Annotated in this window: 22 protein-coding genes, 1 tRNA gene and 1 pseudogene; 19 read left to right on the top strand and 5 right to left on the bottom strand. The window is 35.2% G+C overall.

The window, feature by feature from the left end:
• Window positions 1–28: 28 nt before the first annotated feature.
• Together IW16_RS08175 and IW16_RS08170 are read left to right on the top strand one after the other, a co-directional pair.
• A complete protein-coding gene (locus IW16_RS08175) occupies window positions 29–1,063 on the top strand; it encodes an NAD(P)/FAD-dependent oxidoreductase (protein WP_034742771.1) in 1,035 nt (344 codons plus the stop codon).
• 57 nt (window positions 1,064–1,120) lie between these two features.
• Window positions 1,121–1,378, top strand: coding sequence for a SemiSWEET transporter (locus tag IW16_RS08170; RefSeq protein WP_034742015.1), 258 nt, complete (start codon window positions 1,121–1,123; stop codon window positions 1,376–1,378).
• A 70-nt stretch (window positions 1,379–1,448) separates the two neighbouring features.
• Here IW16_RS08170 and IW16_RS08165 read toward each other — a convergent pair whose 3' ends face one another.
• Both IW16_RS08165 and IW16_RS08160 read right to left on the bottom strand, forming a co-directional pair.
• Complete coding sequence (locus IW16_RS08165; RefSeq protein WP_034742011.1) at window positions 1,449–1,883, bottom strand: META domain-containing protein; 435 nt, start codon at window positions 1,881–1,883, stop codon at window positions 1,449–1,451.
• 47 nt (window positions 1,884–1,930) lie between these two features.
• Window positions 1,931–2,323, bottom strand: coding sequence for a hypothetical protein (locus tag IW16_RS08160; protein WP_034742008.1), 393 nt, complete (start codon window positions 2,321–2,323; stop codon window positions 1,931–1,933).
• A gap of 684 nt (window positions 2,324–3,007) precedes the next feature.
• On the opposite strand from IW16_RS08160, the gene IW16_RS08155 reads away from it, so the two are divergent.
• The 15 genes and pseudogenes from IW16_RS08155 (at window position 3,008) to IW16_RS08080 (ending at window position 20,651) form a co-directional block, all read left to right on the top strand.
• Window positions 3,008–3,397, top strand: a complete 390-nt coding sequence (locus IW16_RS08155; protein WP_034742005.1) for a hypothetical protein — start codon at window positions 3,008–3,010, stop codon at window positions 3,395–3,397.
• A gap of 149 nt (window positions 3,398–3,546) precedes the next feature.
• Window positions 3,547–4,632 (top strand): efflux RND transporter periplasmic adaptor subunit, encoded by a 1,086-nt coding sequence (locus IW16_RS08150; protein WP_175550367.1) that lies wholly within the window; start codon window positions 3,547–3,549, stop codon window positions 4,630–4,632.
• A gap of 22 nt (window positions 4,633–4,654) precedes the next feature.
• A complete protein-coding gene (locus tag IW16_RS08145) occupies window positions 4,655–7,849 on the top strand; it encodes an efflux RND transporter permease subunit (RefSeq protein ID WP_034742002.1) in 3,195 nt (1,064 codons plus the stop codon).
• Entirely contained in the window at window positions 7,836–9,278 is a 1,443-nt protein-coding gene (locus IW16_RS08140) for a TolC family protein (protein WP_034742766.1), read from the top strand. Before IW16_RS08145 ends, IW16_RS08140 begins: the two co-directional genes overlap by 14 nt.
• 1,425 nt (window positions 9,279–10,703) lie before the next feature.
• A complete protein-coding gene (locus IW16_RS27130; RefSeq protein ID WP_034741995.1) occupies window positions 10,704–11,858 on the top strand; it encodes an RHS repeat domain-containing protein in 1,155 nt (384 codons plus the stop codon).
• Window positions 11,833–12,411, top strand: a complete 579-nt coding sequence (locus tag IW16_RS08125) for a hypothetical protein (RefSeq protein ID WP_034741993.1) — start codon at window positions 11,833–11,835, stop codon at window positions 12,409–12,411. The genes IW16_RS27130 and IW16_RS08125 overlap by 26 nt, the downstream gene beginning before the upstream one ends.
• Window positions 12,412–12,891: 480 nt before the next feature.
• The gene (locus IW16_RS08120) at window positions 12,892–13,443 is read left to right on the top strand and encodes an RHS repeat-associated core domain-containing protein (protein ID WP_084694514.1); all 552 of its coding nucleotides are present in this window, start codon (window positions 12,892–12,894) and stop codon (window positions 13,441–13,443) included.
• Window positions 13,444–13,703: 260 nt separating this feature from the next.
• Window positions 13,704–14,336, top strand: a complete 633-nt coding sequence (locus tag IW16_RS08115) for a hypothetical protein (protein ID WP_131327861.1) — start codon at window positions 13,704–13,706, stop codon at window positions 14,334–14,336.
• A 29-nt stretch (window positions 14,337–14,365) separates the two neighbouring features.
• Window positions 14,366–14,545, top strand: a complete 180-nt coding sequence (locus IW16_RS08110) for a hypothetical protein (protein WP_034741987.1) — start codon at window positions 14,366–14,368, stop codon at window positions 14,543–14,545.
• A gap of 579 nt (window positions 14,546–15,124) precedes the next feature.
• Window positions 15,125–15,532, top strand: a complete 408-nt coding sequence (locus tag IW16_RS08105; protein ID WP_034741984.1) for a hypothetical protein — start codon at window positions 15,125–15,127, stop codon at window positions 15,530–15,532.
• 222 nt (window positions 15,533–15,754) lie between these two features.
• Window positions 15,755–16,210, top strand: a pseudogene (locus IW16_RS27180) (RHS repeat-associated core domain-containing protein); the annotation flags it as partial.
• Window positions 16,211–16,881: 671 nt separating this feature from the next.
• Window positions 16,882–17,175: a hypothetical protein gene (locus IW16_RS08095; RefSeq protein ID WP_034741978.1), complete on the top strand. Its 294-nt coding sequence runs from the start codon at window positions 16,882–16,884 to the stop codon at window positions 17,173–17,175.
• A gap of 138 nt (window positions 17,176–17,313) precedes the next feature.
• Entirely contained in the window at window positions 17,314–17,886 is a 573-nt protein-coding gene (locus IW16_RS08090; RefSeq protein ID WP_034741975.1) for a hypothetical protein, read from the top strand.
• A 104-nt stretch (window positions 17,887–17,990) separates the two neighbouring features.
• A complete protein-coding gene (locus IW16_RS08085; RefSeq protein ID WP_034741972.1) occupies window positions 17,991–19,523 on the top strand; it encodes a M20/M25/M40 family metallo-hydrolase in 1,533 nt (510 codons plus the stop codon).
• A 426-nt stretch (window positions 19,524–19,949) separates the two neighbouring features.
• Entirely contained in the window at window positions 19,950–20,651 is a 702-nt protein-coding gene (locus IW16_RS08080) for a hypothetical protein (RefSeq protein WP_034741969.1), read from the top strand.
• A 149-nt stretch (window positions 20,652–20,800) separates the two neighbouring features.
• Here the strand turns inward: IW16_RS08080 and IW16_RS08075 are convergent, their stop codons facing one another.
• From IW16_RS08075 to IW16_RS08065, 3 genes are all read right to left on the bottom strand, one after another.
• Entirely contained in the window at window positions 20,801–21,715 is a 915-nt protein-coding gene (locus IW16_RS08075; protein WP_084694512.1) for a DUF2490 domain-containing protein, read from the bottom strand.
• 295 nt (window positions 21,716–22,010) lie between these two features.
• Window positions 22,011–22,097 (bottom strand) — tRNA-Ser (locus IW16_RS08070).
• A 55-nt stretch (window positions 22,098–22,152) separates the two neighbouring features.
• Window positions 22,153–23,169, bottom strand: a complete 1,017-nt coding sequence (locus IW16_RS08065) for an asparaginase (RefSeq protein ID WP_034741968.1) — start codon at window positions 23,167–23,169, stop codon at window positions 22,153–22,155.
• A gap of 166 nt (window positions 23,170–23,335) precedes the next feature.
• Here IW16_RS08065 and IW16_RS08060 point away from each other — a divergent pair, with 166 nt between their 5' ends.
• Both IW16_RS08060 and IW16_RS08055 read left to right on the top strand, forming a co-directional pair.
• Window positions 23,336–24,007 (top strand): TrmH family RNA methyltransferase, encoded by a 672-nt coding sequence (locus IW16_RS08060; protein ID WP_034741965.1) that lies wholly within the window; start codon window positions 23,336–23,338, stop codon window positions 24,005–24,007.
• Window positions 24,004–24,654 (top strand): XAC2610-related protein, encoded by a 651-nt coding sequence (locus tag IW16_RS08055; protein WP_034741962.1) that lies wholly within the window; start codon window positions 24,004–24,006, stop codon window positions 24,652–24,654. The genes IW16_RS08060 and IW16_RS08055 overlap by 4 nt, the downstream gene beginning before the upstream one ends.
• The last annotated feature ends 26 nt before the right edge of the window (window positions 24,655–24,680 follow it).

The raw sequence follows: 24,680 nt of genomic DNA, 5'->3' as shown, positions 1-24,680 counted from the left end.
TGAGTACTTTTACTCAGGTTTTTTTATTATGAAAAATATAGACTATATCATCGTTGGAGATGGATATGCAGCATTGTTTTTTGCACATCAGCTCCTTAAACATAACAAATCTTTTGTTCTGTTTTCTGAAGGAAGAAAAAGTGCCTCTCAGGTTTCTGCAGGAATTATTAATCCTGTGGTTCTTAAAAAATTTACTACATTCTGGAAAGCACAGGAACAAATTGACTTCCTTAAAGATACTTTAGTTGAAATCGAATCCTATACCGGGAAAAATTATCTCATCGATTTACCTATACACAGAATTTTTCATGACGAAAATGAACAGAACCTTTGGCTGAAGAAATCCAAAAGTGATGAACTTTCAAGCTTCCTTGATGAAAATTTCGATCATTTAGAAGGGGTAAAAAACGACTTTAACACCGGAAAGGTCAATCAGTCTGCCAGACTCCAGGTAAGTGGATTTTTCAATGATCTATTTGTTTTTTTAGAAAAAAATGAATTTTTGGTCAAAGAAAAATTTGATTACGAAAAATTGGACACTTCTGCCGATTCATATAAAGATCTACAGTTTAAAAATATGATATTCTGCGAAGGAATGGGGGTGAAAGAAAATCCTTTCTTTTCAGATATTGCCGTTATTCCAAATAAGGGACATCATATTAAAGTAAAACTCTCCGAAGCTATTCCAAAGGATATTACCATTAAAAAGAAGCATTTCCTGTTTCCCACAGATAACGGACTTCACTTCTATGGAGGAACTTATGATAGGGAGCAACTCCATCATCATGTAGATGAGTCTGCAGTTGAACAACTTGTCAATGGTCTTTCTGAAATTTATCCTAATGATTTCGACGTAGAAGAAGTAAATTTTGGCTTCAGACCAACGGTGAAAGACAGAAGACCGATTATCGGAAGACATGAGTCATTTAAAAACCTTTATGTATTCAATGGTCTTGGAGCCAGAGGAATCTTAAATGGCTGTTATTTTTCAAAAAGCCTGTATCAGTTTATTGAAGAAAATATTCCGCTGCATGAAGAGGTTTCTATTGCCCGCTTTAAATAATTCTCAAGTGTTTAAAGATTACCGTAGAATTCATATCTTCATGAAAGAATTTAAACTATGAATGAAAATGTTCTGGGCATCATTGCAGGAGTCCTTACGTCTATATCGATGATCCCTCAATTGATCAAGGTGATTAAAGAGAAGAACGTAGATGATATTTCACTGGTAATGCTTCTGGTATTAATTTCAGGGCTTTCGTTATGGGTATGGTACGGTTTTATGAAAGATGAACTGCCTATTATTGTATCAAATGCATTTGCGGTAGTGGTCAACATAAGCCTTTTGGTATGTTATCTGGTTTATAAGAAATCTTAAGATTATAGAATAAAGAAGACGCTTCACAACTTGTAAAGCGTCTTCGTATATCGTAAAATTTCAATTTCAATTAGGGCTGAAGAACAAATTTGGCCAAAGGTGCCATTCTCGCCTTATTTAAAGTCAGCGTATTTCCGTTTACAGAATAGTTATCGGCAGCTAGCAAAGCTTTTGTAAACAACTGCTCAGTTTCAAGATCCTCACAAGCAATCATGGTAGACATTCCCTGGTTGAACTTAATCCTCATTATGTCCGGCTTAATTTCAAAAGTACCCCCAACACCATTACATCCCCCATGGCCTTCATATCTCATGCCCTCTGTATTAAGCTTGAAATAAGGATTGTTTTTAGGATTTTTAAGCGCAATGGGCTGGCCGTTCAGCTCTGTAAGCTTCCAAGTTTTACTCATGATGTCGTTTGTCTTTTGTGTAGGAGTAGTAGTTTTACATGCGGTAAGAAATACCAGTAAAAAAAGAGCGGATAAATAGTAGTACAAGTTTTTCATAGTTATTAATTTGTAAGTTTGGTATAATGCAAATTTTGGTTCCTGTATTAGTACGAGGCCATTTTGGTAGAACCGGATCCCTTGGTTTCACGTTTTGCATGGAACAGGACCATATCTACATTTTTTTTCAGTAAAGTAATATTTCCTTTGATATCGGAATATTGATATTCTTCATTACTGGCCGTATATTCAGGAAGAGCATCACTTTTCTTAAGGTCATAGGTTTTGCCTTCCAGATGAACTGTTGCTGTGTTTTTTGTGTGGTTGATGGTGACTTCGATTTTTTCCCCGTAACTGTCTGTGAAGATATCTTTAGAGATTTCATCTTTGTTTTCAGGTACCGCTTCAGTAAGTGTTTCTGATTCTTTACCCGGATGCTTACACGCTGTTGAGGAAAGGACTGCCAGCCCCATAAGAACCGATGTGAATAATGTTTTCATAGTGATAAGTGATTTGAAAGTGTGTCATGAATGGTGATATTAATACTATATAAATTTACGAATATTTTTAATAAATATATGTTAATTTTACATAAATTAATCTGATGTCTCTATCAGTCGTGCATTACGCCTCCCTTTATAGTGCTTTCTTATGAATCTTAAAAATGATTCGGTTTCGATAAAGGTTTGCTACGCTGATGACCGCTGGAATACTGCTTTAAACAGCCGGTCTTAAGAGTGAAAAAGTACAGTTTTTTTTCATGGTTCATCTGTTGTTTTAATGTGGTGCAAAAGTATAAAAAATTATATAATGCTGATACACAGTAAAAAATGATTTAAATCATACCTATGGGAGCTTATTTTTTTAAGATTCAATGAAAAAAAGTGAACTGAAAAACCGAGTTCTTTTGATGACCGACCAATGGTATCTTTTGATAAATTTTGAGAATGCCTTATTGTTAAGTCTTCTTGGCTGTTTTTTTTCTTTAAGTAAATGTATTTCGTACGTAGAAAATATATTAAAATGGCCTTTAAGTCTTTTCAATATTTAATTAATTCAAAATAAATGATGATGAGTAATACGATAAATACGGGATTTCTTATTCAGTTTATTTAAAGGAGAGTTAAATTTTGTTAATCTACTATGACGGTATGCTTTTCTAGGTGTACATTTGCCACTTCAAAATGAGAAACTTAATAGTATATTTTTTGACTGGCCTTTTTCTGCTCTTCGTAGTAGAAAGCAGGCTTGATGTCAAAACACTTCGAAATGACTATTCCGGTCATGTTTCTCATCATATGCCTAAAAAAGCCAACCGCCTGAACCAGACTTTCGAAAAACTTTCGGTACAGCAGATGGCAGACAATATTGATAATTCCACTTTAGAACTTACTGAAGATAACTTTCAGTTGTCGGATACCATACAGATCATTGCTGTTTTTGCAAGTGTATTCAGTCTTGTCTATATTTTTGGTCTTCATTCTTTTAAAAGCAGAAAACCTGGTTTCAATGGTTTTCTTTCGCTGTATTCCAATGTCAAAACATTCATTCTGATTCGTTCTATCAGAATTTAAAATTTCACTTTTCGTCACCTGTTTTCTGTCCGTAACCCGGTCAGGAGATTTACTGCGTTCCCTATGTCGGTAATCATCACGACGCAGGATTTCTATTACCGTTTTATTTCTATTCAAAACATTAACGATTTATATTAAACTCTAGAATTATGATCAAAAGAGTTGCCTCAGGCATTGCGATAAGCACCCTTTTATTGACTGTTGGCTGCAGTCAGAAGAAAGAAGAAAAAGAAGAAGCCACAGTATATCCCGTCACCAGCCCTGTAAAAATGGACACGGTGATCAACAAAGAATATGTAGCCCAGATCCAATCTGTAAAAAACATCGAAGTCCGTGCACAGGAAAAAGGATTTCTTGAAAAAATTTATGTAGACGAAGGTCAGTATGTTCAGGCAGGGCAAACCCTTTTCAGAATTATGCCTCAGCTTTATCAGGCAGAATTATTAAAAGCCAAAGCAGAAGTGGAGCAGGCTACCATAGAATTGAAAAATGCCAGTACTTTGGCAAGTAACAACATCGTTTCTAAAAATGAAAGAGCAATGGCTAAAGCTAAGCTTGATGCGGCCAACGCTGAAATGAAACTGGCTCAGATCCACTTATCTTTTACAGATATCAAAGCACCATTTTCAGGGGTGATCAACAGGATTCCTTTGAAATTGGGAAGCCTGGTAGACGAAGGAGATTTGCTAACCTCTTTATCAGATAATACCAATGTTTACAGTTATTTTAACGTTTCAGAGCCTGAATATCTAACTTATCAGACCCACGCTGCCGACAGAGGGAGCAAAGAGGTGTCTTTGATTATGGCTAATGGGGAAATGCTTCCTCAAAAAGGCGAAATCCAAACCATAGAAGGAGAATTCGACAATGAAACAGGAAATATTGCCTTCAGAGCAAAATTCCCTAACCCGGATAAACTGCTTAGAAATGGCGAAACCGGAAAAGTACAGATGACGATGCCTGTACATAATGCGCTGATCATTCCACAGAAAGCGACGTATGAAATTCAGGATCAGAAATATGTTTTCCTTATCGATAAAAATGGAAAGGCAAAATCCAGAAACATAAAAGTGGCTTACGAACTGCCGGATCTTTACGTGATAGGTTCAGGGCTTGCAGAAGGGGATAAAATCCTTTTAGAAGGTGTACAGAAGGTAAAAGATGACCAGAAAATACAATCCAAATTCCAGGATCCTAAAAAAGTTCTTCAGTCACTGAAACTAAAAGCAGAGTAGTCTACTCGTAAAACGAAGCAGTATGTTTAAGAAATTCATCCGCAGACCTGTTCTGTCTATCGTGATCTCACTGATCATCGTATTTATGGGGGTTCTGTCACTGGTAAAACTTCCGGTGACTCAGTTTCCCTCCATTTCACCCCCTAAAGTAAATATCACCGCAGAATATCCGGGAGCCAACAACGAACTATTGATTAAATCGGTAGTTATTCCCCTCGAAAGAGGTCTGAACGGAGTCCCGGGTATGAAATATATGACGTCCGATGCCGGTAACGACGGGGAAGCATCTATTCAGATCGTATTTGATCTTGGAACAGATCCCAATGTAGCCGCAGTAAACGTTCAAAACCGTGTATCTTCAGTAGTCAACAAGCTGCCTCCTTTGGTAGTGCGTGAAGGGGTAAAAATTACCCGTGAAGAACCCAATATGTTGATGTACATTAACCTGTACAGCGACGATCCTAAGGCTGACCAGAAATTCCTTTTCAACTATGCTGATATCAACGTGATGTCCGAATTGAGAAGGGTAAGTGGAGTAGGTTTCGCAGATATCCTGGGAACCCGTGAATATGCTATGCGTATCTGGCTTAAACCGGACAGACTTACCGCATACAATATTTCTGCAGACGAAGTAATGGAATCTTTGAACCAACAGAGTTTAGAAGCTTCCCCTGGTAAAACAGGAGAAAGTTCAGGAAAGCGTTCTCAGTCATTTGAGTATATCTTAAAATATTCCGGACGTTTCAACACTGAAAAAGATTATGGAAATATTATCTTAAAAGCGAAAGCAGGTGGAGAATTTGTAAGATTAAAAGATGTAGCAGATATAGAATTCGGTTCATCAATGTATGATATCTATTCTACACTGAATGGAAAGCCATCTGCTGCAATTACCGTGAAACAGTCTTACGGTTCCAATGCAAGTGACGTTATCAAAAATGTGAAAACTTTGATGAAAGATCTTGAGAAAAATAACTTCCCGAAAGGAATGCATTACGACATCAGTTATGACGTTTCAAGATTCCTGGATGCTTCTATGGAAAAGGTAATTCATACCCTTTTTGAAGCCTTTATCCTTGTGGCAATCGTGGTATTCCTGTTCCTTGGAGACTGGCGTTCAACCTTAATCCCGGCGCTGGCGGTTCCGGTTTCACTGGTAGGTACATTTGCTGTCATGTCTGCCTTTGGAATTACTTTAAACATGATTTCACTTTTTGCATTGGTAATGGCCATCGGGGTCGTCGTCGATGATGCGATTGTGGTGATTGAAGCGGTTCACGCCAAGATGGAAGAGAAAGGACTTTCTCCATTGAAAGCTACAGAAGAAGCGATGCATGAGATCAGTGGGGCGATTATCGCGATCACGTTGGTAATGGCCTCGGTATTTATTCCCATTGCATTTATGTCCGGTCCGGTAGGAGTATTTTACCGTCAGTTCTCCATTACGATGGCTTCTGCGATCATCCTTTCCGGGGTGGTAGCTTTAACACTGACTCCGGCTTTATGTGCTTTGATCTTAAGAAACAATCACGGAAAAGCTAAGAAGAAAACACCGATTACCGTTTTCTTAGATAAATTCAACAATATATTCACGAAAGGAGCCGGAAGATATGAGAAAATGCTTAACAAAACAGTTAAGAAAAAATCGATTACCCTTCCGTTGTTACTGGCATTCTGTGCCTGTACTTTCTTCTTGAGCAACTCTCTTCCTTCAGGATTTATTCCGGCAGAAGATCAGGGAATGATTTATGCGATTATCCAGACGCCTCCGGGCTCAACGTTGGAAAGAACCAATCAGATCGCTAAAGAATTATTAAGAGAATCTGAAGATATTGATGGCGTGCAGTCTGTTTCTTCACTGGCAGGATATGAAATCCTTACAGAAGGTACAGGATCCAACTCAGGAACCTGTCTGATCAACCTTAAAAGTTGGGAAGAGCGTAAAGAATCTGCTGCAGAGATCATTGAAAAACTCGAGGAAAAAGCCAAGAATATTCCGGGTGCCAATATAGAATTCTTCCAACCGCCTTCCATTCCGGGCTATGGTGCTGCTGGAGGTTTCGAACTCCGTCTGCTGGATAAAGCCGGAAGTGGAGATTATCATAAAATGGAGCAGGTAAGTAATGATTTTGTTAAAGAATTGAAGAAACGCCCCGAACTAGGCTCAGCATTTACATTCTATTCTGCAAGTTTCCCGCAGTATATGCTGAAGGTGGACAACGACCTTGCTGAGCAGAAAGGAGTAACGATACAAAGTGCGATGGATAACCTATCTACGTTAATAGGTTCCAACTATGAGACGAGTTTCATCCGTTTCGACAGACCGTATAAAGTCATTGTACAGGCTGGACCGCAATACCGTGCTCTGCCTACGGATCTACTGAAGCTCTATGTGAAAAACGATAAGGAACAGATGGTTCCGTATTCGGATTTTATGAGAATGCAAAAGGTATATGGATTATCAGAGATCACAAGACATAATATGTATAATTCGGCAGAAGTAAGTGGAACTCCTGCACCGGGATACAGTAGCGGACAGGCTATTAAAGCAATTCAGGAGGTTGCAGATAAAACACTTCCTAGAGGCTTCGGTATCGACTGGGCTGGTATCTCGAAGGACGAAGTAAGCAGAGGAAATGAGGCCGTATTTATCTTCCTGGTTTGTCTTGGATTTGTTTATCTGATCCTTGCTGCGCAGTATGAAAGTTTTATTCTGCCGTTACCGGTGATTCTATCACTTCCTACGGGTATTTTCGGAGCATTTTTATGCTTGAAATTACTAGGTCTTGAAAACAACATTTACGCTCAGGTAGCGATGGTCATGTTGATAGGTCTATTGGGTAAAAATGCTGTATTGATCGTAGAATTTGCCGTTCAGAAGAAAGCAGAGGAGGGAATTCCTGTAGCGCAGGCAGCTATCGAAGGGGCTGCGATTCGTTTCCGTCCGATCCTGATGACTTCATTTGCATTTATAGCGGGCCTTATTCCGTTGGTAATGGCTACCGGGCCTGGAGCTGTAGGAAACCGTACTATTGGTACTGCCGCAGCAGGAGGAATGTTGATTGGAACTATTTTCGGACTGATGATTATTCCGGGGCTGTATTATATTTTCGGAACCATCGCAGAGAAATCGAGACTGGCAAGATATGAAGAGGAGAATCCTTTAACAGAACAAACTGAACCTTATCAACACGATGACAAACATGAAGATTTATAATAAATATATAGCAGCCATCGCTCTATCGCTTGTACTCACAGGCTGTAGAGCTCCAATGGCTACCGTGATAAAAGATGAAGTAAAAGAAAACCTGCCTCAGAATTTTAATCAGGAGGAACAGCAGGATGCTAATGCCAATAGCGGAACAACTCCGTGGAGACAGTTTTTTACAGATCCTAATCTGGTAAGCTTAATAGAAACGGCTTTAAAAAACAATCAGGAATTACTGATCACTCTTCAGGAAATTGAAATTGCAAAAAGTGGTGTTTTAGCTAAAAAAGGAAAACTGACACCAACTGTTTCAGCAGGAATTGGTGCAGGCGTTAAAAAAGCCGGCCGTTATACCAGTGAAGGAGCAGGCGATGCTACGACGGAAATAGAACCGGGAAGAGAAATGCCGGATCCGTTGGGTAATTTTGAAGGTGGGCTGATGGCCAACTGGGAAATTGATATCTGGAAAAAACTCAGAACTGAAAAGGAAGCAGCTGTTGCGCACTACCTTTCTACGGTAGAAGGGAAAAACTTCGTTCTGTCCAATCTTATTGAAGAAGTAGCAGACAATTATTATGAATTGCTGGCATTGGATAACCAGCTGGATATCATTCAGCAGTACATCAAACTGCAGGAAAGAGCGCTGGAGATTTCCAAAATTCAGAAAGAGGCAGCCGCTGCGACAGAATTGGCGGTGAAAAAATTTGAAGCTGAACTGGCAAAATCCAAAGCTTCAGAATATACCATCCGTCAGGAGATCACTGAGAAAGAAAATCAGATCAATGCGCTTCTGGGAAGATATCCACAGCCTATCGTAAGAACAAAGGAGAGCTTTATGTCTACGATGCCACAGACTGTTTATACAGGTATTCCATCACAGTTATTGGCTAACCGTCCCGATATCAAACAGGCTGAATTGGAATTAAAAGCAGCAAAACTGGATGTTCAGGCAGCGAGAAAAGAATTTTATCCTTCACTTGAAATTTCTGCCACTTTAGGATTGGAAGCATTCAAACCTTCTTATCTGGTTAAATTGCCGGAATCTATGGCTTACAATCTGGCAGGAGAACTGGCGGGTCCGCTTATTAACAAAAGTGCGATCAAAGCCAATTTCCAGACAGCTGATGCCAAACAGATCCAATCACTATATGAGTATGATAAAACGATTTTGCATGCTTATCTTGATGTAGCGAATCTGATGTCTAAGGTTAAAAATATAGACCAGTATTATCAGATGAAATCCCAGGAAACCAAAGCTTTAGATCAGTCTATTGATATTGCGAATCAATTGTTTAAGAATTCAAGGGCAGATTATCTTGAAGTTCTACTGAATCAAAGAGATGCTCTTGATGCTAAAATGGAGCTGATCGAAGCTAAACAGAAACAGCTGAGCACGGTTGTAGATATTTACAAAAGTTTAGGCGGTGGCTGGAAATAAGAAATCATAATTCTATCAATATAAACAGTTAATGTTTTGGGCTGATCCTTTCGGGGATTGGCCCTTTTTGTTTTTATGCGACGGGTTTTGTAGGTTTTCGTGGTTATATTTGTGTTTTAGTTTTATGAACTACCTACATTAAAATAGGGATTGCCGGAATATCAATAATTAATAAATGAAAATAATACTAGAAGAGTATTAATCTTTTTACACTTTGTTTCTATTTACTCATGATATTAGGGAGCAGTCATGAAGTACCTTCTTCAATATACTTTAAAATAGTGCAAAAAGCATTTCCTTTAGGAGTGAATAGAACTCGTACGACTAATGCTTCTGATGCAGTCAATGTATTTGTATTTGCAGCAAATAATTCCATTTATGTATTCAAAGCAGGGTAAACATCTTGGGAAGTACAATTATTATAATGAGACATCGTCTAAATTTTATCCAGGCAAATCTGGTGTAAATAGACCAATGCCTGTTGGTAGTACAATTAATTTAGAAAAATTGAGAAAATGAAAAAAAAATCCCATTAGTACTACTAAATTCTTGTGAAAAGGAAGCTAAGAATCCTTATTTTAGTTCAGATGAGATATATAATAAAATCTAGAAGCAACCGATATTACAAACAAAGAAATATCTCAAAACGCAGGATTATTTTATGTGCTTAATCGATATGACACTTTAATTATTATGTCAGTGAATAGGAGAATGTTATAAAACCTATTTTTATGATAAAAAAGGAAGGTGCATTTTATACGGATTGCTGTAAAATAATTGTTATAGAGCCCTATCATCCCACATGATAAGGCAGCAAAATAAACTGAAACAGAATGATATTGAAAAATATTTAAATCATTATAATGGGGATGATTACTCAAACAGGGAAGTTTACCAGGTGAGTGGGAAAAAACAACAGAAAATAGAACTTTTGTAACTTTTACACAATAGTCATAATGAAAAGAACAATATTATTTAACTTATTATATCATATTCTATTATTTCTATTACCTCTAATAATAGTTTATATTTTTGAAGGGTATGGTACTGAAATGTTTGCTTATACTTTTTATTTTTGCATCATGTATTTTTGTATTGGATTTGTTTTAGATGGTCTAATACTATCTATTTTTAATTACTTTGAAGTTATTAGATTAAAGTGGTTTTTATTCATTTTGATTTCTATAACTATATTCTCAATAACTGTATATATACTTAAACATAAGAATATAATCTTAGATTTATTTACTTTTGCTTTAAATGCTAATTATTTCACCATCATATTTTTAATAAGTATTCTTTTAAGCTTTTCTATTTCTTTAAAAATAATTAGACCTGATAAAAATGAAAAATAGTTTTATTAATTAATGACATTAATAAATATAACCCTGCTCACGCACGATTGTATCGTGTGGGAATTTAAATTTGCCGTGGAAGGTTACCCAGAATGCCAAAGTAACAGATTATATTTACAGTGCAGATGGAGTAAAAGTGAAAAAGATCTTCGGTACAGAAACGACAGATTATTTAAATGGGTTTCAGTATGAAAACGGCACATTGAAATTCTTCCCTACCGCAGAAGGTTATTTTAATTTTGAAACCGGGAAGTATGTGTATAATTATACGGATCATCTTGGAAATACAAGATTAAGCTACTTTAAAAATGGTTCAGGAGCAGAGATCATTGAAGAGAGTAATTATTATCCTTTTGGATTGAAACATGAGGGATATAATGTTTTATTGGGTAATCCTTCATTTAAGTACAAGTACAATGGGAAGGAGCTTCAGGAGAGTGGGATGTATGATTATGGGGCGAGATTTTATATGCCGGATATTGGAAGATGGGGGGTCGTGGATCCTCTAGCAGAAATATACAGAACCTATAACCCATATAATTACACTGTAAATAATCCAATCAAATTTATTGATCCTGATGGAATGAAAATTGAATATGCTAATGATCCGAATAAATTTAAGAAAGAAAATAGGGAATTGAGAAGGGAGTTTAACAGATCTCAAAGAGAATTAAATAGAAGCTCTACAGAAGCAAAAAATAATTGGAATACATTGGTTAAATCTAAGAATGTTCATACTATACATCTTAACCAAAAAGATTCGGAAGGAAACCTTATCTCAAATATTACTGAACCAAAAAAAGAATATAATACTGAAACTGGAGGAGGAACAGATATTTATATAGATTTAAATAAAACAAGTTCTCAAGGCAATGATTTAGGATCTAATATAGTTGGAATAGGTCATGAAGAGGGTCATGCTTTTAGATTTGATCAAGGAAAAGTGGAGGGTGACTATGATGGGAATATTTCTGATCCAAACTATTTTTTCAAATCATTACAACATGCTGCTAATGTAAGGCAAACGGAGGAAAAAGAAGTTTCACATATTGAAAATATAATTAGAGCACAAATTGACCCTACGGGAACTAAGATCCCCTTAAGGCAAATATTTGAAAATGCACCAAATGTGACTTTAGACCCTTCTACAGGAAAAATAAAACAAGGTACAGTAAATTTAAATGTAATTAAATCAGGATATGATTATTATAAGAAGAAAAAATAATTCTTTCATTAACTTAGTTTTTTTGTTTATTTTATTACTTTGTAATAGTTGCAAAAGCCAAGCAGCTATCTCAAGTGATAAAATTTGCATGATAGCTACTTCAAATAAAGAAATGATATTAGAAGTAGGAGATAATGAAATATTGAAGAAGGAATTAAAAGGATTTTACAATGATAGTAATATATATGATATTATTTTCTATAAATCAAAGTCTGGGGATGTTGATGTGACATTCAGCAGAATTTATAAAAATAAAGATAATAAATGGTTCTACATTAAAATTTCCAATAGTAAAATAATTATTCAAAAACAAATAGAAATTAATAACTCAGATTTTGAGATATTATTTAATAATTTTGAAAATATTAGTATGTATAAAAATTGTGGAATGTGTTTTGGGTGTTATAATTATTTTAATTTAATAAAAAAAAATGATAAAAGATTTAGTTATTATTATGATTCTTTGTCTGGTAATTTAAGTGATGGTGATTTAGCCAAACTAGAGCCGTATTTGAAAATATTAAATTTCTTTAATCAATACAATCTTGAATAATGTATAAATTGGCTGCACAAAGGTTATAACCTGTAGTTCTTAAAAAATAAAACCTTGTATTTTGCAAGGTTTTATTGTGCATATATATGGTTCTGGAGAGATTCTTGGTGGAGTTAGTGAACTTTCTGCTAAAAAATTAATAAACGGTGAATCTGCATTTAGCCCCCCGCTTCCGCACGAATCCTTTTGTGTGGTAAAGTAATAAATAACAAAAACCACTGCTCAATAGCAGTGGTTTTATGTTATAAAATTTTTCTTTTTTTGTATTGAAATACGTCTATAGTACAGTTATATATTATTTTGAAAACAATAAGTATATTTACAATTTCACGGATCATTTGGGAAATATCAGACTGAGTTATTCAGATAATCATAAAAATGGGTTTATTCAGTCGAGATAATACTTCTGGCAAGAGTGTGAAACTTCACAAAGTCCATGGGGATGTCCCTAACTGTGTTGATGGATGAAAGCCCGGAGAAATTGTAGAAGTCAATAATTGTTATGCTTTTGGATTACTGCATAATTATACATCTACTACACAGAATGCTTATCAGTATAAGTACAATGGGAAGGAGCTTCAGGAGAGTGGGATGTATGATGATGGTGCAAGATTTTATATGCCCGACTTGGGAAGGTGGGGAGTTTTAGATCCTAAGAGTCAGTATACTCATGAAGCTTATAGTTACGTTTGGAATAATCCAATAAGCTTTAATGATCCTACAGGAATGATTGGTGAACTTTTTGGAAATAATGGTCCTGGAGATCCGCCAGTGAAAACAATAGAAATAGAGCCTATCGTTATTACTGTATATAGACCTGTTAAACTTGAGCCTCGTGGAGTTGAGTTTTCATCAACAGCTATGTTAAGTGGTATTGTCATGACGGGGAGTAGGTATCCAAGTCCCTATACACTTGCAGCAGCAGGACTGGCAGGCATAATACTTTGGAATACTCCTGAAATTTATCATGCAACTGAAGCTTGGAAGGAAACTGAAATCATTATAAAATGTTGGTCCAAAAAAATTCAATAGTGAGGAAGAGGATATTAACGGGGAAGCTGTTCCTGTAGATGATAGCGGATTTAAAAAGCCCATTGATCATACAATTAAAAAAGGTGATAATAAATTTGATTTTGCTCAACGAGGAAAAAATAATGGTAAGGCTGATGATATAGAAGCACTTAAAGCAAAAAAGAAGCAGGAACGTTAACAAATCTAGAAAAACAAAAGCTCAAAAGACATGAGAAGAATACAGGAGAAAGGGGCTCTAGACAAAGTAAAGATAAGAAAAAATGAAAAAGTTAATATTAGATCTTAGTATGCTTCCTTTTAGTGAAGCTAATCAACAAATTATAAACTTGTGTAAAGAAAAAATAAAAATTTCTTTAGAAGAAATTAATTTCATTTTAAACCTGGAAGAAAAGGAATTAGTTGAAACTTTTCTTAGTGAATATTCTCTTTTTGATCAGGATGATTTTCAATTTACAGAACATTTTACGAATTTAAATCTAGAAAATGATAATACAGATTTTGTTTCAGATTTAATTTATTTTGCCAGCGATTTTGGATTGGATCTTAGTTATGATAAAATCTTAAAAAAGGTCATTAAAAATAAAGGTGATGAAAATTGTTTAGTGTTAAGTATTTTAGAATATTTATTAATGAATTTTAAGTTTATCTATATTGGAGAATTATTTAAAACATTAATTTATGTCAGAGACAGTAAAGATTATTTTCAAAATGAACAAATACTGTCTAGTGTTATATTATTTAAAATTTCTAACAAATCTGAATACTTGAATTTTGTTGTAGAACTTCTTGAATCGGATAAAAGTAATATGGAATTTTTCAATAATTTAATGATGAGACCTATCTTTAATAAAAATTATTTTAATAGTATAGATCTCTCAAAACTGAAAAATTAGTGTAGCAATACCAATGAAACTTTAAATATATGGAAAGTTTCAAAAAAGAATTATTTAGAAAAGAATATAATACTGATTTTCCTTTTTATGATGAGTTAAAAAATGAAGAGTGTATTAAAATAAAAAATAATATTAAAGATAAATATCAAATTCAAGAAATATATTTTGATAATAATTTAAATAAAATACAGATTTTTTTGATAGATTAAATGCTGAAGATGAAAATTTTAATTTTTTAAATGGAATCAAAGAATTAAATTTAAAAGAAGGCAATGATATATATGTAACTTTGAATTCTTTTGTAAATGTCGATAAGTTTACACTAAAAGATTTTTGTAAATATTTCAATGATATTTGGTATCCTATGGCAGATGAGATTGAAATATCAAAGCAAAATTTGAGTTGGATAATATCAATCAGACACGATGGTACAATATATTACATTAAATCATAACAGTCCCTTACTGGCGCGAGCTTGCAGCTTGTGCCCATCAATAAAAGTAAACCACTGTTTTTGCAGTGGTTTTATCATTTTTGCTCTGAAAGCATTATTTAATCTATATTGTGACTATTTACACCTTTAAAAATTAGAAACTAAACTTCAAGAGGCAGAAAAGAATGTTATTAACTACGGATCTGCATGTACAGGAGTTAAAACAGTAAACGATGTTTTTAAGAAAACCGGAGTAAATGGATTAACTGATCAACTATTTAAAAAAGAAGATAAAGATAAACCTAAGCAAGGTAAATTATCATTGGCGAAGTGATAAACGAAAAATTTTGAAAAAATGAAACAAAAATTTTATAAAAGTCAAATTCTAATTATCTTCATAATAATTTTAGGATTGGGACTTACTTTAAAGCAATTTGATCAGTATAAGCAAGCAATGAATGAAAATAACATCTTAAATGAGAAAGTTATAAAACAGAATTGCCATTCAGCTCCAAGGATGAAATCTACTGTGTGGATCAATGCTAATAAAAAAGTATATAGTATTGAAGTGCCATATGATAAATGTGTTAATTATCCTATTGGTAGTTATATAAAGGCTTTTTATAGTGCGAATAACGATGAATTCATTTACGAAGTTACAACCCCTAAATATTCGAAGAATATTGTACTTTTAGTAATTTGCTTATTGATTGCTCTTTTACCTTGGCGATATATAAATAAAAAATGGTTTGTAAAAGGTTAATATAATATGTTTGCCTCCCAATACTAGCGCAGGCTATGATAAAAAGCAAGTAAAAGCAGTAAAATTTTAAATGCGAGTTTATAGGTATTAACGAATGAAGTATTTCGGAATACTATTGTAAATATTCTTCTGAATTCCCTTGTGGTGCGAGCGTTTCGCTCATGCCCATCAATAAAATAAGCCACTGTTTTTTACAGTGGTTTTATTATTTTAGCTTAAAATAAAGTAACAAAGATCTTTGGTACAGACACCACAGATTATTTAGATGGTTTCCAGTATGAAAACGGCACATTGAAATTCTTCCCTACAGCTGAAGGTTATTTTAATTTTGAAACCGGGAAGTATGTGTATAATTATACCGATCATCTTGGAAATACAAGACTGAGTTACTTTAAAAATTGCCCAGGAGCTGAGATTATTGAGGAGAACAATTATTATCCGTTTGGGCTGAAGCATGAAGGGTATAATGTTTTATCAGGAAGTACTGTATATAAATATAAGTATAATGGGAAGGAGCTTCAGGAGAGTGGGGTGTATGATTATGGTGCAAGATTTTATATGCCCGACTTGGCACGTTGGGGGGTAATTGACCCTTTGGCCGAAACGACTTTACAACCATATATTTATGCAGATAATAATCCTATTTTTTACAATGACCCGACCGGTATGATGCCTGAACAAGTACAAACGATTTCGACAATTTATAGGAATCAAAACACAGGAGAAGAGATAAACATTAATGACGGAGTTAATGAGACTGTTTTAGTTAATGGTCATGACTTTGCAAAAGCAAAAATTTATGCTAACTATTATAATTCTCTTAATACAAGTTTAGAGAGGGATGATAATTATGAAATAAACCAAGGATATATAGATTTTTATTATTATACTAGATATGGCAATGGTTTTAGCTTTGGATCTTTATTTGATTCTGGTCCAGATAAAAGAAAGATGCCTACAAGGGATGAAGATACTATGATATTGCTTGAAATGCCTGATATAGGTAGAGGACCATTAAAAAGTAGTTTGAGGGCAGTGGGAAAAGCTGCTGGAAAAGCACTTGCCAAAAAAGATGCTAAAAAAACTTCGGGCTGGGTAACCAGAAAAGTTTTTGATTCTTTAGATCCTAGTATACAAAAAAAGTTAAAAATGCAATTAGTAAAGGAATAGTTGCTCCTGAAGGGCAACAAGGTATAATAAGTTTATCAGCAACAGAAGCTACTTCAACAGGTTATAAATATAAGCTAAAAGTATTAGGAAAAGGAGGCGATTATAGAATTTATGGTAATCCAAATGCAAATGGACACATTGTTTTTGATAAAGCGATGGGTCATTAAAACATTAAACTTATGAAAATATTAAATAGAAATATAGAAAAGTTATTTTTGATCTCCTCAGAGTATATAAATAATATTTTAAAGGATGAAGATATTTTAAATGAATTAAAAGAATCTTGTGAAGAAAGAGATTTAAAACTAATAAATAAAAGTATTGTTTATGTTCTATACGAGAAAAACGAGCTGTATATTAATAGTTTTAAAATTGAAATAGATATAGAATGTAAAGAAAAAAAAATAGGTTTTTATATTCTATACTTAGATGAAGATGAAAATTTTATTGATGAATTTTTTGTTATAAAATGACATCTAGTGCTGGTACTAGTATTCTTGCTAGTGCTGCCGAATAAAATAAACCACTGTGAAAAAACAGTGGTTTTATTATTTTAGTTTTTAAAATAACCTATATTGTAGCTATTTACTAAATTCACATAAAAACAATCCATGAAAAAAACAATCTCCTACATCTTCACCATCGCCCTTCTTTTAACTATGTTTTCCTGCAAAAGTTACATAAAACCCATCCACACCGAATCAGTACCAGGCTCTGAAAATATAACCAGAAAGCTAATCCTCCAAAATGACAGTTTGGATATCAATTTCTACGGAGATTATATATTTGATAAGGTGGATAAAAACTATGTATTTTTCACCAATAAAGATATCAGTCATCTTCTAAGTAATTTTAAGGTGCAGCCTTCATCCCAAATCCTTTTCACCTATACCAAAGCAAGTATTTATAATAATATGCTGGGATTCTATTATGCTGGAAAAACTTTGGCAGATGTAAGGAATAATTTCTTTATCAAAACTCCTGAAAAAGAAATGCAGAACGGTCTTTTGTATACCTATGAATACAAAGGATACTATATCATGGAATGCTACAGACAGCAGGAAAAAGGTATTGCCCGTTTTATTTCATTAAATAACTCGACAAAACAATCTGTTGACAAATTCAGACTGGAAAATAACAATGTGTTTTTTGATATCAATTCCGGACTTTGGATGCAGATGTAGTTGCATTTATATCTAATGTCAGGGAGATATTTTATTTTTAGATCGGTTATAGAAATTTTGTTTGCTATATTTGTTAGACAATCACCTCACAAAATCCTACCGCCATGAAAAAGTTCCTTTTAGTCATTCTGGGTATCCTTGTTATTTTAGTCGCTGTACTTTTAATCAAAACCTATACGTATCCCTTTAAAAAGAATACAGCAGGAAATTCCGAAGGATGGAAACCTGTAAAAAATGATTCTGCAGTAATGAGACTGTCAGGCGGTATCAAAATTCCTACAGTGTCTACAGGAAGTCTCGGTGAATTCAATTACACTCCATTTGATCACTTTAAAGAATATCTTAAAACATCTTATCCATTAGTGTATCAAAATACCGAAAATAATGAGGTCAATACCCACGCATTAGTCTTCCGTCTTAAAGGAAGTGATCCTTCACTTGAACCTATTCTTTTTCTTTCCCATATAGACGTAGTACCACCTGGAGATGCCGATGTGAAAAATAAAGAACAGAATATTTTCAGACCCGATGATCAACCCCTTCCTCCAGTTTCTAAAGTGGCAGAAGACTGGGATTTTGAACCCTTTTCAGGAACCGTTGCAAATGGGAGGATCTATGGAAGAGGTGCTATCGACATGAAAGGAATGCTTTTTTCCTTAATGGAATCTATGAATATGATGGTTAAAAGTAAAAAGATTCCTAAACGCGATATTTACCTGGCTTTCGGTTTCGATGAAGAAGTAGGAGGGCAAAAAGGCGCGATACAGATCGCAGATTATTTTAAGAAAAAAGGATTGAAATTTGATGCGGTTTACGATGAAGGCGGACTGATCATGCAGAAAGGAAATGTGGCAGGAATAGACTCTGACGTAGCTGTAGTAGGTTGCGCGGAAAAAGGATTTTTGTCAGCGAAAATTAAAGTCAAAGGATTAGGTGGACATTCTTCGATGCCTCCGATGGAAAGTGCGATAGGGAAGGCTGCGGTTATCATGCAGCGTCTCGAAGATCATCAAATGAAACCTAATATAACTCCGTTGATCAAAGAATTTTTTGATAATATCGGTGGAGCGATGCCATTTTCCAACAGACTGGCTATTGCCAACCAATGGTTGCTGAAGCCCGTTTTGTTATCCCAGCTTACAAAAAATAATACCACCAATGCATTGGTAAGAACGACCACTGCTCTCACGATGATGAAAGGAAGCGACGGGACCAATGTTCTTTCTCCTGAAGTTGAATTTGTTGTTAATTTCAGACTTCTTCCCGGAAATACAGCCAAAGAAGTCCGAGAACACATCGCAAAAGCCACAGAAGGTTTCGACGTTGAGGTGGAAGAAATAGACAATACAAGAGAAGCTTCCGCAGTTTCTCCTACCAATACCAAAGCTTATCAATTGATTGAAGCAGGTGTTAAAGAGATCAATCCGGGTGCAATTGTTACCCCATATCTTACCATGGCAGGCACTGATGCTTACAAATACCAGATTGTAAGTAAAAACATCTACAGATTTATGCCTGTCAAGATCAACAGTTCAGAGCAGCAAAGCATTCACAGCACCAATGAATACATCAGCATCGAAAACTACATGAAGATGATCCATTACTTTGAATATATGATGATGAATTATGATAAATAGTTTTAGCGTTCGCGATACGGAGTGCGGGTTTGAAATTGGGAGAGTCTGAGGGAGTATAGAGTTGTAGAGTTTAAGAGTCGAAGGGTCGGGGTGTTTGTGGATGTAAAATGAGTTGCTGGTTGCCAGATGACAGTAATTAAGCCTCATCCTTGAATCTTCTGAAATTTTAATAGTCTAAAATCTCATAGGTATGGCCTGGAAGCCTCCACCCATCATAGCTGATGTCTAATATCTTGACTCCTGGTTCTTTAATTGCCAACCAATATGACTTCCAAGGACTGCTTTAAGTCTGAAATCTGAAATCTGATGTCTACCATCTTGATTCTTGCTTCTTGACTCTTTCATCTTGACTCTTATAAAAAAATATAACACGTCAAGTTTTGTCGCATTAGCGCTATAGCTTTGTCCTATCAAAATTACAGAGCTATGGAATTGCCGTTTTACTTAACATTTAAAGAATTTGAAAGCCATTATTACGATACTCTTGAACAATGGTTTGAAGAATATCATAATGCCAGCGAGATCGATTTTCTCAAGGCTCTTGCAAATCTTTACAGTCCTTATCTATACTATAGTTTTGGGGATGACAGACTTCTGACTGATGCTTCTATGGAGATCAAAGACTGCTTTTTTCCTTATCATGAAAAGATCGGTATTTCTTTCTGTACCAGCTGTGATAACGGGAAAAATCCTAAGACTTCCAAAGGAATGAACCATATCTTTGAGTGGAAAACGATTACCATGATGGAATATGCTCAGCACATTCTGGATAAAATAAACAGGCATCTTTTAAAAAACAGCAGCTCTTTGGACACCAATAAAACAATTCTGGACTATATCAATGACCGTGAAATCATCACATCTAGAGACGGAGCTGGATACTGTGTCAATTATAACAGACATCAGGCGGCACTTCCTTTTTTAAAGGCCTATCTTCCTCATTATGGACAGACCGTAAATATGACAGTATACAGGGACTTTATTTTCTCCGTAGCACAAATCGCAGAGTATATCGACAGAAAGCTGAAATCCGTACAGGCATTTGAACATACCATTTATGCTAAATTAAAATCGGAAGCCAAATTCAAAGTGCAGATGAGCCATCAGTTTCTGACTATTTGTAATTAAACATGCTACACCAACCATTCATATCTAAATTATATTGACGGAACGCCTTCATCGGTTTTCCAAATAAATCCCGGCATTTCTGCTGGGATTTTGTTTAATTTTACCTATTCACTATTCACTATTCACTATTCACTATTCACTGCCTTCATTTATTTTTTAAACGGCAGATTCCAGATCAAATCTACAGCTAAGTAGTGGACCCCTCCTTTCTTTATGCTCGTGCTGCCCCGGATCAGGTCATCCATATATCCAATATCCATGGTAAAAGGAGAATGAGGAATATTGAACATATAATAAACCGCAATACGCATTTCCCTGTATCCAAAAGGCGTCCATTTCTGCTCCGGTTCATTAAGGTAGCTTGTTGAAAACAGACCTTCCGCACTTAATGCCAGCTTCTGATTGTTTTTTTTAGATAAATTATAGGTTAACTGACTTTTGATTCTTGTTCTCAGCTGGAAATTTTCCTCAGCATTATGAAAATCAGCCGTAAAAAACTTGCGGAATTCCTGACGGACTGTATTTTTCAGTTTCCAGTTTTCCCCCAGTTTAAAAGTATATGCATATCTTCCATAGATCCTGAATTCCTGTTCTGTCGATTCTTTTTCATAAGGTGCAGAACTTTCATATGATGGCTGCCTTCTGTAACTGACCGCATAACTGTATTGCTGATTAGGAGCAAAAGAATGATACACCTCATGATTCAGGACGATGATAGCCTGTTTCGAAATTAAATTATAATGATCAGGGCTGCTCTTCCGTCCCAGAGCAATATAGCTCAGTGACTGCTTCTTTCCCAGTGAGTCCAGCTGCCGTTTAACTCCGAATGCTGACCAAAGAGCTGTATTAGCATCTCCAAGACCCGGTGGGCTGATCTGTGCTTTTACAGAACCACACATAAAAACAAGTAAAAATATCCCGGTAATAATTTTTTCAATCCTAAACATCATGTAAAATCTCTTCAGTAGTATAGTGAGTATCTGCTTGGTAATAAGGTTTGCGTGAACGATAAGCGATACAATAAAATGATAATTTGTCATAGCTAATGTAAATCCTTTATTCATTAAATAATTATGTAAATGATTTTAATACTGTTGATAAACAGGACAAATTAAGCACGAGATTTAGGAATATTTTAGGAACAGAAAAGACTGTCAGTCATCTCCAGACTGTAAGAGAAATTAAAAAAGAAATGGATTTTATTTTGTAATCAATTTCTGATTGTTCTAATATTATTGAATCCCAATTTGAATGAAGGCTGGAAGAAATACCTTAGAAAAGTTTTAGGTTAAAAAAATAGGGAAAAGAGTAAAAGCAAAAAAGTCTTAAACAATTAAGTTTAAGACTTTTATCTTCTTGCAGAGAGGAAGGGATTCGAACCCTCGATACAGTTACCCGTATACTACCTTTCCAGGGTAGCTCCTTCAACCACTCGGACACCTCTCTATTTGAGATTGCAAAAATAGAGTAATTTCTGGAATCTGCAAATTATTATTCAAAATTAGTCAGTAATTTCTCCACAAAGACTTCTGGTGAAGTTATCGGCAAAAGTTCCTGAATAGCTGGGATTGTCTATGAGGTGCATTGCTTTGGTAATGGCGCTTTCTGCTGTCATATCCCTTCCGCTGATGGCCCCGATCCTTGAAAATATATTGCTGTTCTCATATTTTCCAAATGATATTCCTCCTGATATACATTGACTTACCACAACGATTTCAGTTCCGTTGTTTCTTATTTCCTGAAGTGTTTCCTGTGTTTTTTCGCTGCTGAAAATAGTCCCTGATCCAAAAACCTGAAGAATAAGAACCTTCATTTTAGGGATTTCTTTAAAATGACTCAGATGCATTCCCGGAAAAATTCTCCAGAATAAAATATCTTCAGAAATATGTTCATCCACATGGAATTTTACTTCCGGATCACAGCGGTACAGATTGTCTTTAACAATATTTAAATGCACTCCCGACTGTCCCAGAATAGGGTAGTTCGGGCTTGAATAGGCGTCAAAATACTCTGCAGAATATTTCAGGGTTCTGTTTCCTCTCAATAATTTATATTCAAAATAAACCGCTACCTCCTGAATAACCGCTTCATCATTTTCATAAAGACTGGCATAGTAAAGACTCGTCAAAAGATTTTCTTTGGCATCCGTTCTCAAATCACCAATGGGAAGCTGTGAGCCTGTCATAATCACAGGTTTTCTTAATCCTTTTAGCATGAAACTTAAAGCAGAAGCTGTATAAGACATTGTATCGGTTCCGTGGAGAATCAGGAAGCCGTCATACAACTCATAATTTTTAAGAATATAGTTGGCGATTACTTTCCATTCTTCAGGTCCCATATCCGAAGAGTCCAATGGTTTTGCAAAAGGATGTACAAAAACTTCGCATTCCATTAATTTCATTTCGGGCATTTTTTCGAAAATATTTCCAAAATCAAATGCACGGAGACTTCCGGTTTCATAATCTTTTTCCATACCGATGGTTCCTCCGGTATAGATGAGCAGGACTTTTCGTTTCATGAATTACTTTTTAGTAAGAAATTGAGCCTCGTTCAGGTTCATAGCCCAAAATTACGTTAATTTGCAAAGATTTGAAAACGAATGAAACGTTTATGGTGAAATTTTATGAGAATAAGACCATCACAATGAACGTTGCATAGGAATGCTGAAAAATATATAGTATCAGATGAAAGATTTAGCGCAAACTTTTGAATATTTAAAACAGTTTTTAACAGAGGAAAGGCTATCAAAAATAGAACATTTCTCTAAGGAAAGTTCAGATTTTGTACTTCCTGTGATGGATGATGTCTACCAGTTCAGAAATGCAGCCGCTATTATAAGATCGGTTGAGGCCTGCGCTTTTCATAAAGTTGCAGCAATGGAAGAGGAGAATGTTTTCGATCCCAATCTTACCGTGACAAAAGGTGCCGAAACATGGGTAGAAGTGGAGAAAATGCCTAAAAATATAGCTTCACTGCAGAGTATCAAAAACAGAGGGTATAAGATTTTGGCGGTATCCCTTGAAAAAAATGCGGTGATGCTTCCTGATTATCAGATTACAGAACCTATTGCTCTCGTATTTGGAACCGAGATGGAAGGCGTATCGGAAGAAGTCATAGATTTTGCAGACGAAACTCTGGCTATCCCGATGTACGGCTTAACAAGAAGTTACAATGTTTCCGTAGCCGCAGGAATCTGTATGTATGAATTGAAACAGAAACTGATAAAATCGGACATCGATTATAAACTAAGCGAAGAAAAAAGGATGAAAATGAAGATCCGCTGGGCCGTGAATTCGATGCGAAGCGGAAAACAGGTCTTCGAAAAATACCTCAGAGATCATAACCTTGAAATATGAGCAGGGTATCAGTCTTTATTTTAGTAGTTTTGGCCAGCTGCAGTAAAAAAGCAGTGGATCAAAAAGCTATTCATAAAAATGAAGACAGTCTTGTACAGAACCTCCAGTCTCTACATAGAGAGAACACAGAAGATACCGTATCAGTTCCTTTCTCCAAATCTCTGAAAGGGAACGGATATGTATATACGCTTAAAGGATTGGAAAGCCCTAATGGAGCAATCAGCTTTAAATCGGTCAGCATATTCTATAAAAACAGGCTTCATCAGAAAATCACTGTAGATACAGTGTTTGTTTTGAACGAAAGGGAAGTGGTTTTTGATGTAAGTCAGGATGCCAATTTCGATGGATATAAAGATATAGAACTCATTAACTGGGCTGGAAATTATGCTTACTCATCAAGCTTTTGGCTGTATGATAAAAAAAGCAAAAAGTATGCACATTATAAGCCTTTGGATACCATTCAGAATATAGAGATTAATCGCCAGAGAAAAGAAATTACATCAAATTATCATATTGGTCCGGTCAATACCTACAGTAAAGTGTATCAATGGCAAAAAGGTAAACTTTTACTTATGAGCGCTCATATCGAAGAGGAAGGAGAGGAAACCAATATATACCGAAAGAATGGAAAAATCATTGTTGAATGACAGGTCTGTCTTTAATCTTCTGACTT

This window comes from Chryseobacterium vrystaatense, assembly GCF_000737765.1.
GTDB classification, from domain to species: domain Bacteria; phylum Bacteroidota; class Bacteroidia; order Flavobacteriales; family Weeksellaceae; genus Chryseobacterium; species Chryseobacterium vrystaatense.
The sequence above is the reverse complement of the archived record's forward strand: the minus strand, read 5'-3'. Positions and strand labels throughout refer to the sequence as shown.

Coding starts and splice junctions, on each gene's coding strand:
- IW16_RS08055 (WP_034741962.1), top strand. CDS start 24,004: ATGAGCAGGGTATCAGTCTTTATTTTAGTAGTTTTGGCCAGCTGCAGT.
- IW16_RS08155 (WP_034742005.1), top strand. CDS start 3,008: ATGAGAAACTTAATAGTATATTTTTTGACTGGCCTTTTTCTGCTCTTC.
- IW16_RS08170 (WP_034742015.1), top strand. CDS start 1,121: ATGAATGAAAATGTTCTGGGCATCATTGCAGGAGTCCTTACGTCTATA.
- IW16_RS08105 (WP_034741984.1), top strand. CDS start 15,125: ATGAAACAAAAATTTTATAAAAGTCAAATTCTAATTATCTTCATAATA.
- IW16_RS08085 (WP_034741972.1), top strand. CDS start 17,991: ATGAAAAAGTTCCTTTTAGTCATTCTGGGTATCCTTGTTATTTTAGTC.
- IW16_RS08060 (WP_034741965.1), top strand. CDS start 23,336: ATGAAAGATTTAGCGCAAACTTTTGAATATTTAAAACAGTTTTTAACA.
- IW16_RS08090 (WP_034741975.1), top strand. CDS start 17,314: ATGAAAAAAACAATCTCCTACATCTTCACCATCGCCCTTCTTTTAACT.
- IW16_RS08075 (WP_084694512.1), bottom strand. CDS start 21,715: ATGAATAAAGGATTTACATTAGCTATGACAAATTATCATTTTATTGTA.
- IW16_RS08145 (WP_034742002.1), top strand. CDS start 4,655: ATGTTTAAGAAATTCATCCGCAGACCTGTTCTGTCTATCGTGATCTCA.
- IW16_RS08140 (WP_034742766.1), top strand. CDS start 7,836: ATGAAGATTTATAATAAATATATAGCAGCCATCGCTCTATCGCTTGTA.
- IW16_RS08175 (WP_034742771.1), top strand. CDS start 29: ATGAAAAATATAGACTATATCATCGTTGGAGATGGATATGCAGCATTG.
- IW16_RS08095 (WP_034741978.1), top strand. CDS start 16,882: ATGAAAATATTAAATAGAAATATAGAAAAGTTATTTTTGATCTCCTCA.
- IW16_RS08115 (WP_131327861.1), top strand. CDS start 13,704: ATGAAAAAGTTAATATTAGATCTTAGTATGCTTCCTTTTAGTGAAGCT.
- IW16_RS08150 (WP_175550367.1), top strand. CDS start 3,547: ATGATCAAAAGAGTTGCCTCAGGCATTGCGATAAGCACCCTTTTATTG.
- IW16_RS08125 (WP_034741993.1), top strand. CDS start 11,833: ATGATTATTATAAGAAGAAAAAATAATTCTTTCATTAACTTAGTTTTT.
- IW16_RS08065 (WP_034741968.1), bottom strand. CDS start 23,169: ATGAAACGAAAAGTCCTGCTCATCTATACCGGAGGAACCATCGGTATG.
- IW16_RS08160 (WP_034742008.1), bottom strand. CDS start 2,323: ATGAAAACATTATTCACATCGGTTCTTATGGGGCTGGCAGTCCTTTCC.
- IW16_RS08110 (WP_034741987.1), top strand. CDS start 14,366: ATGGAAAGTTTCAAAAAAGAATTATTTAGAAAAGAATATAATACTGAT.
- IW16_RS08080 (WP_034741969.1), top strand. CDS start 19,950: ATGGAATTGCCGTTTTACTTAACATTTAAAGAATTTGAAAGCCATTAT.
- IW16_RS08165 (WP_034742011.1), bottom strand. CDS start 1,883: ATGAAAAACTTGTACTACTATTTATCCGCTCTTTTTTTACTGGTATTT.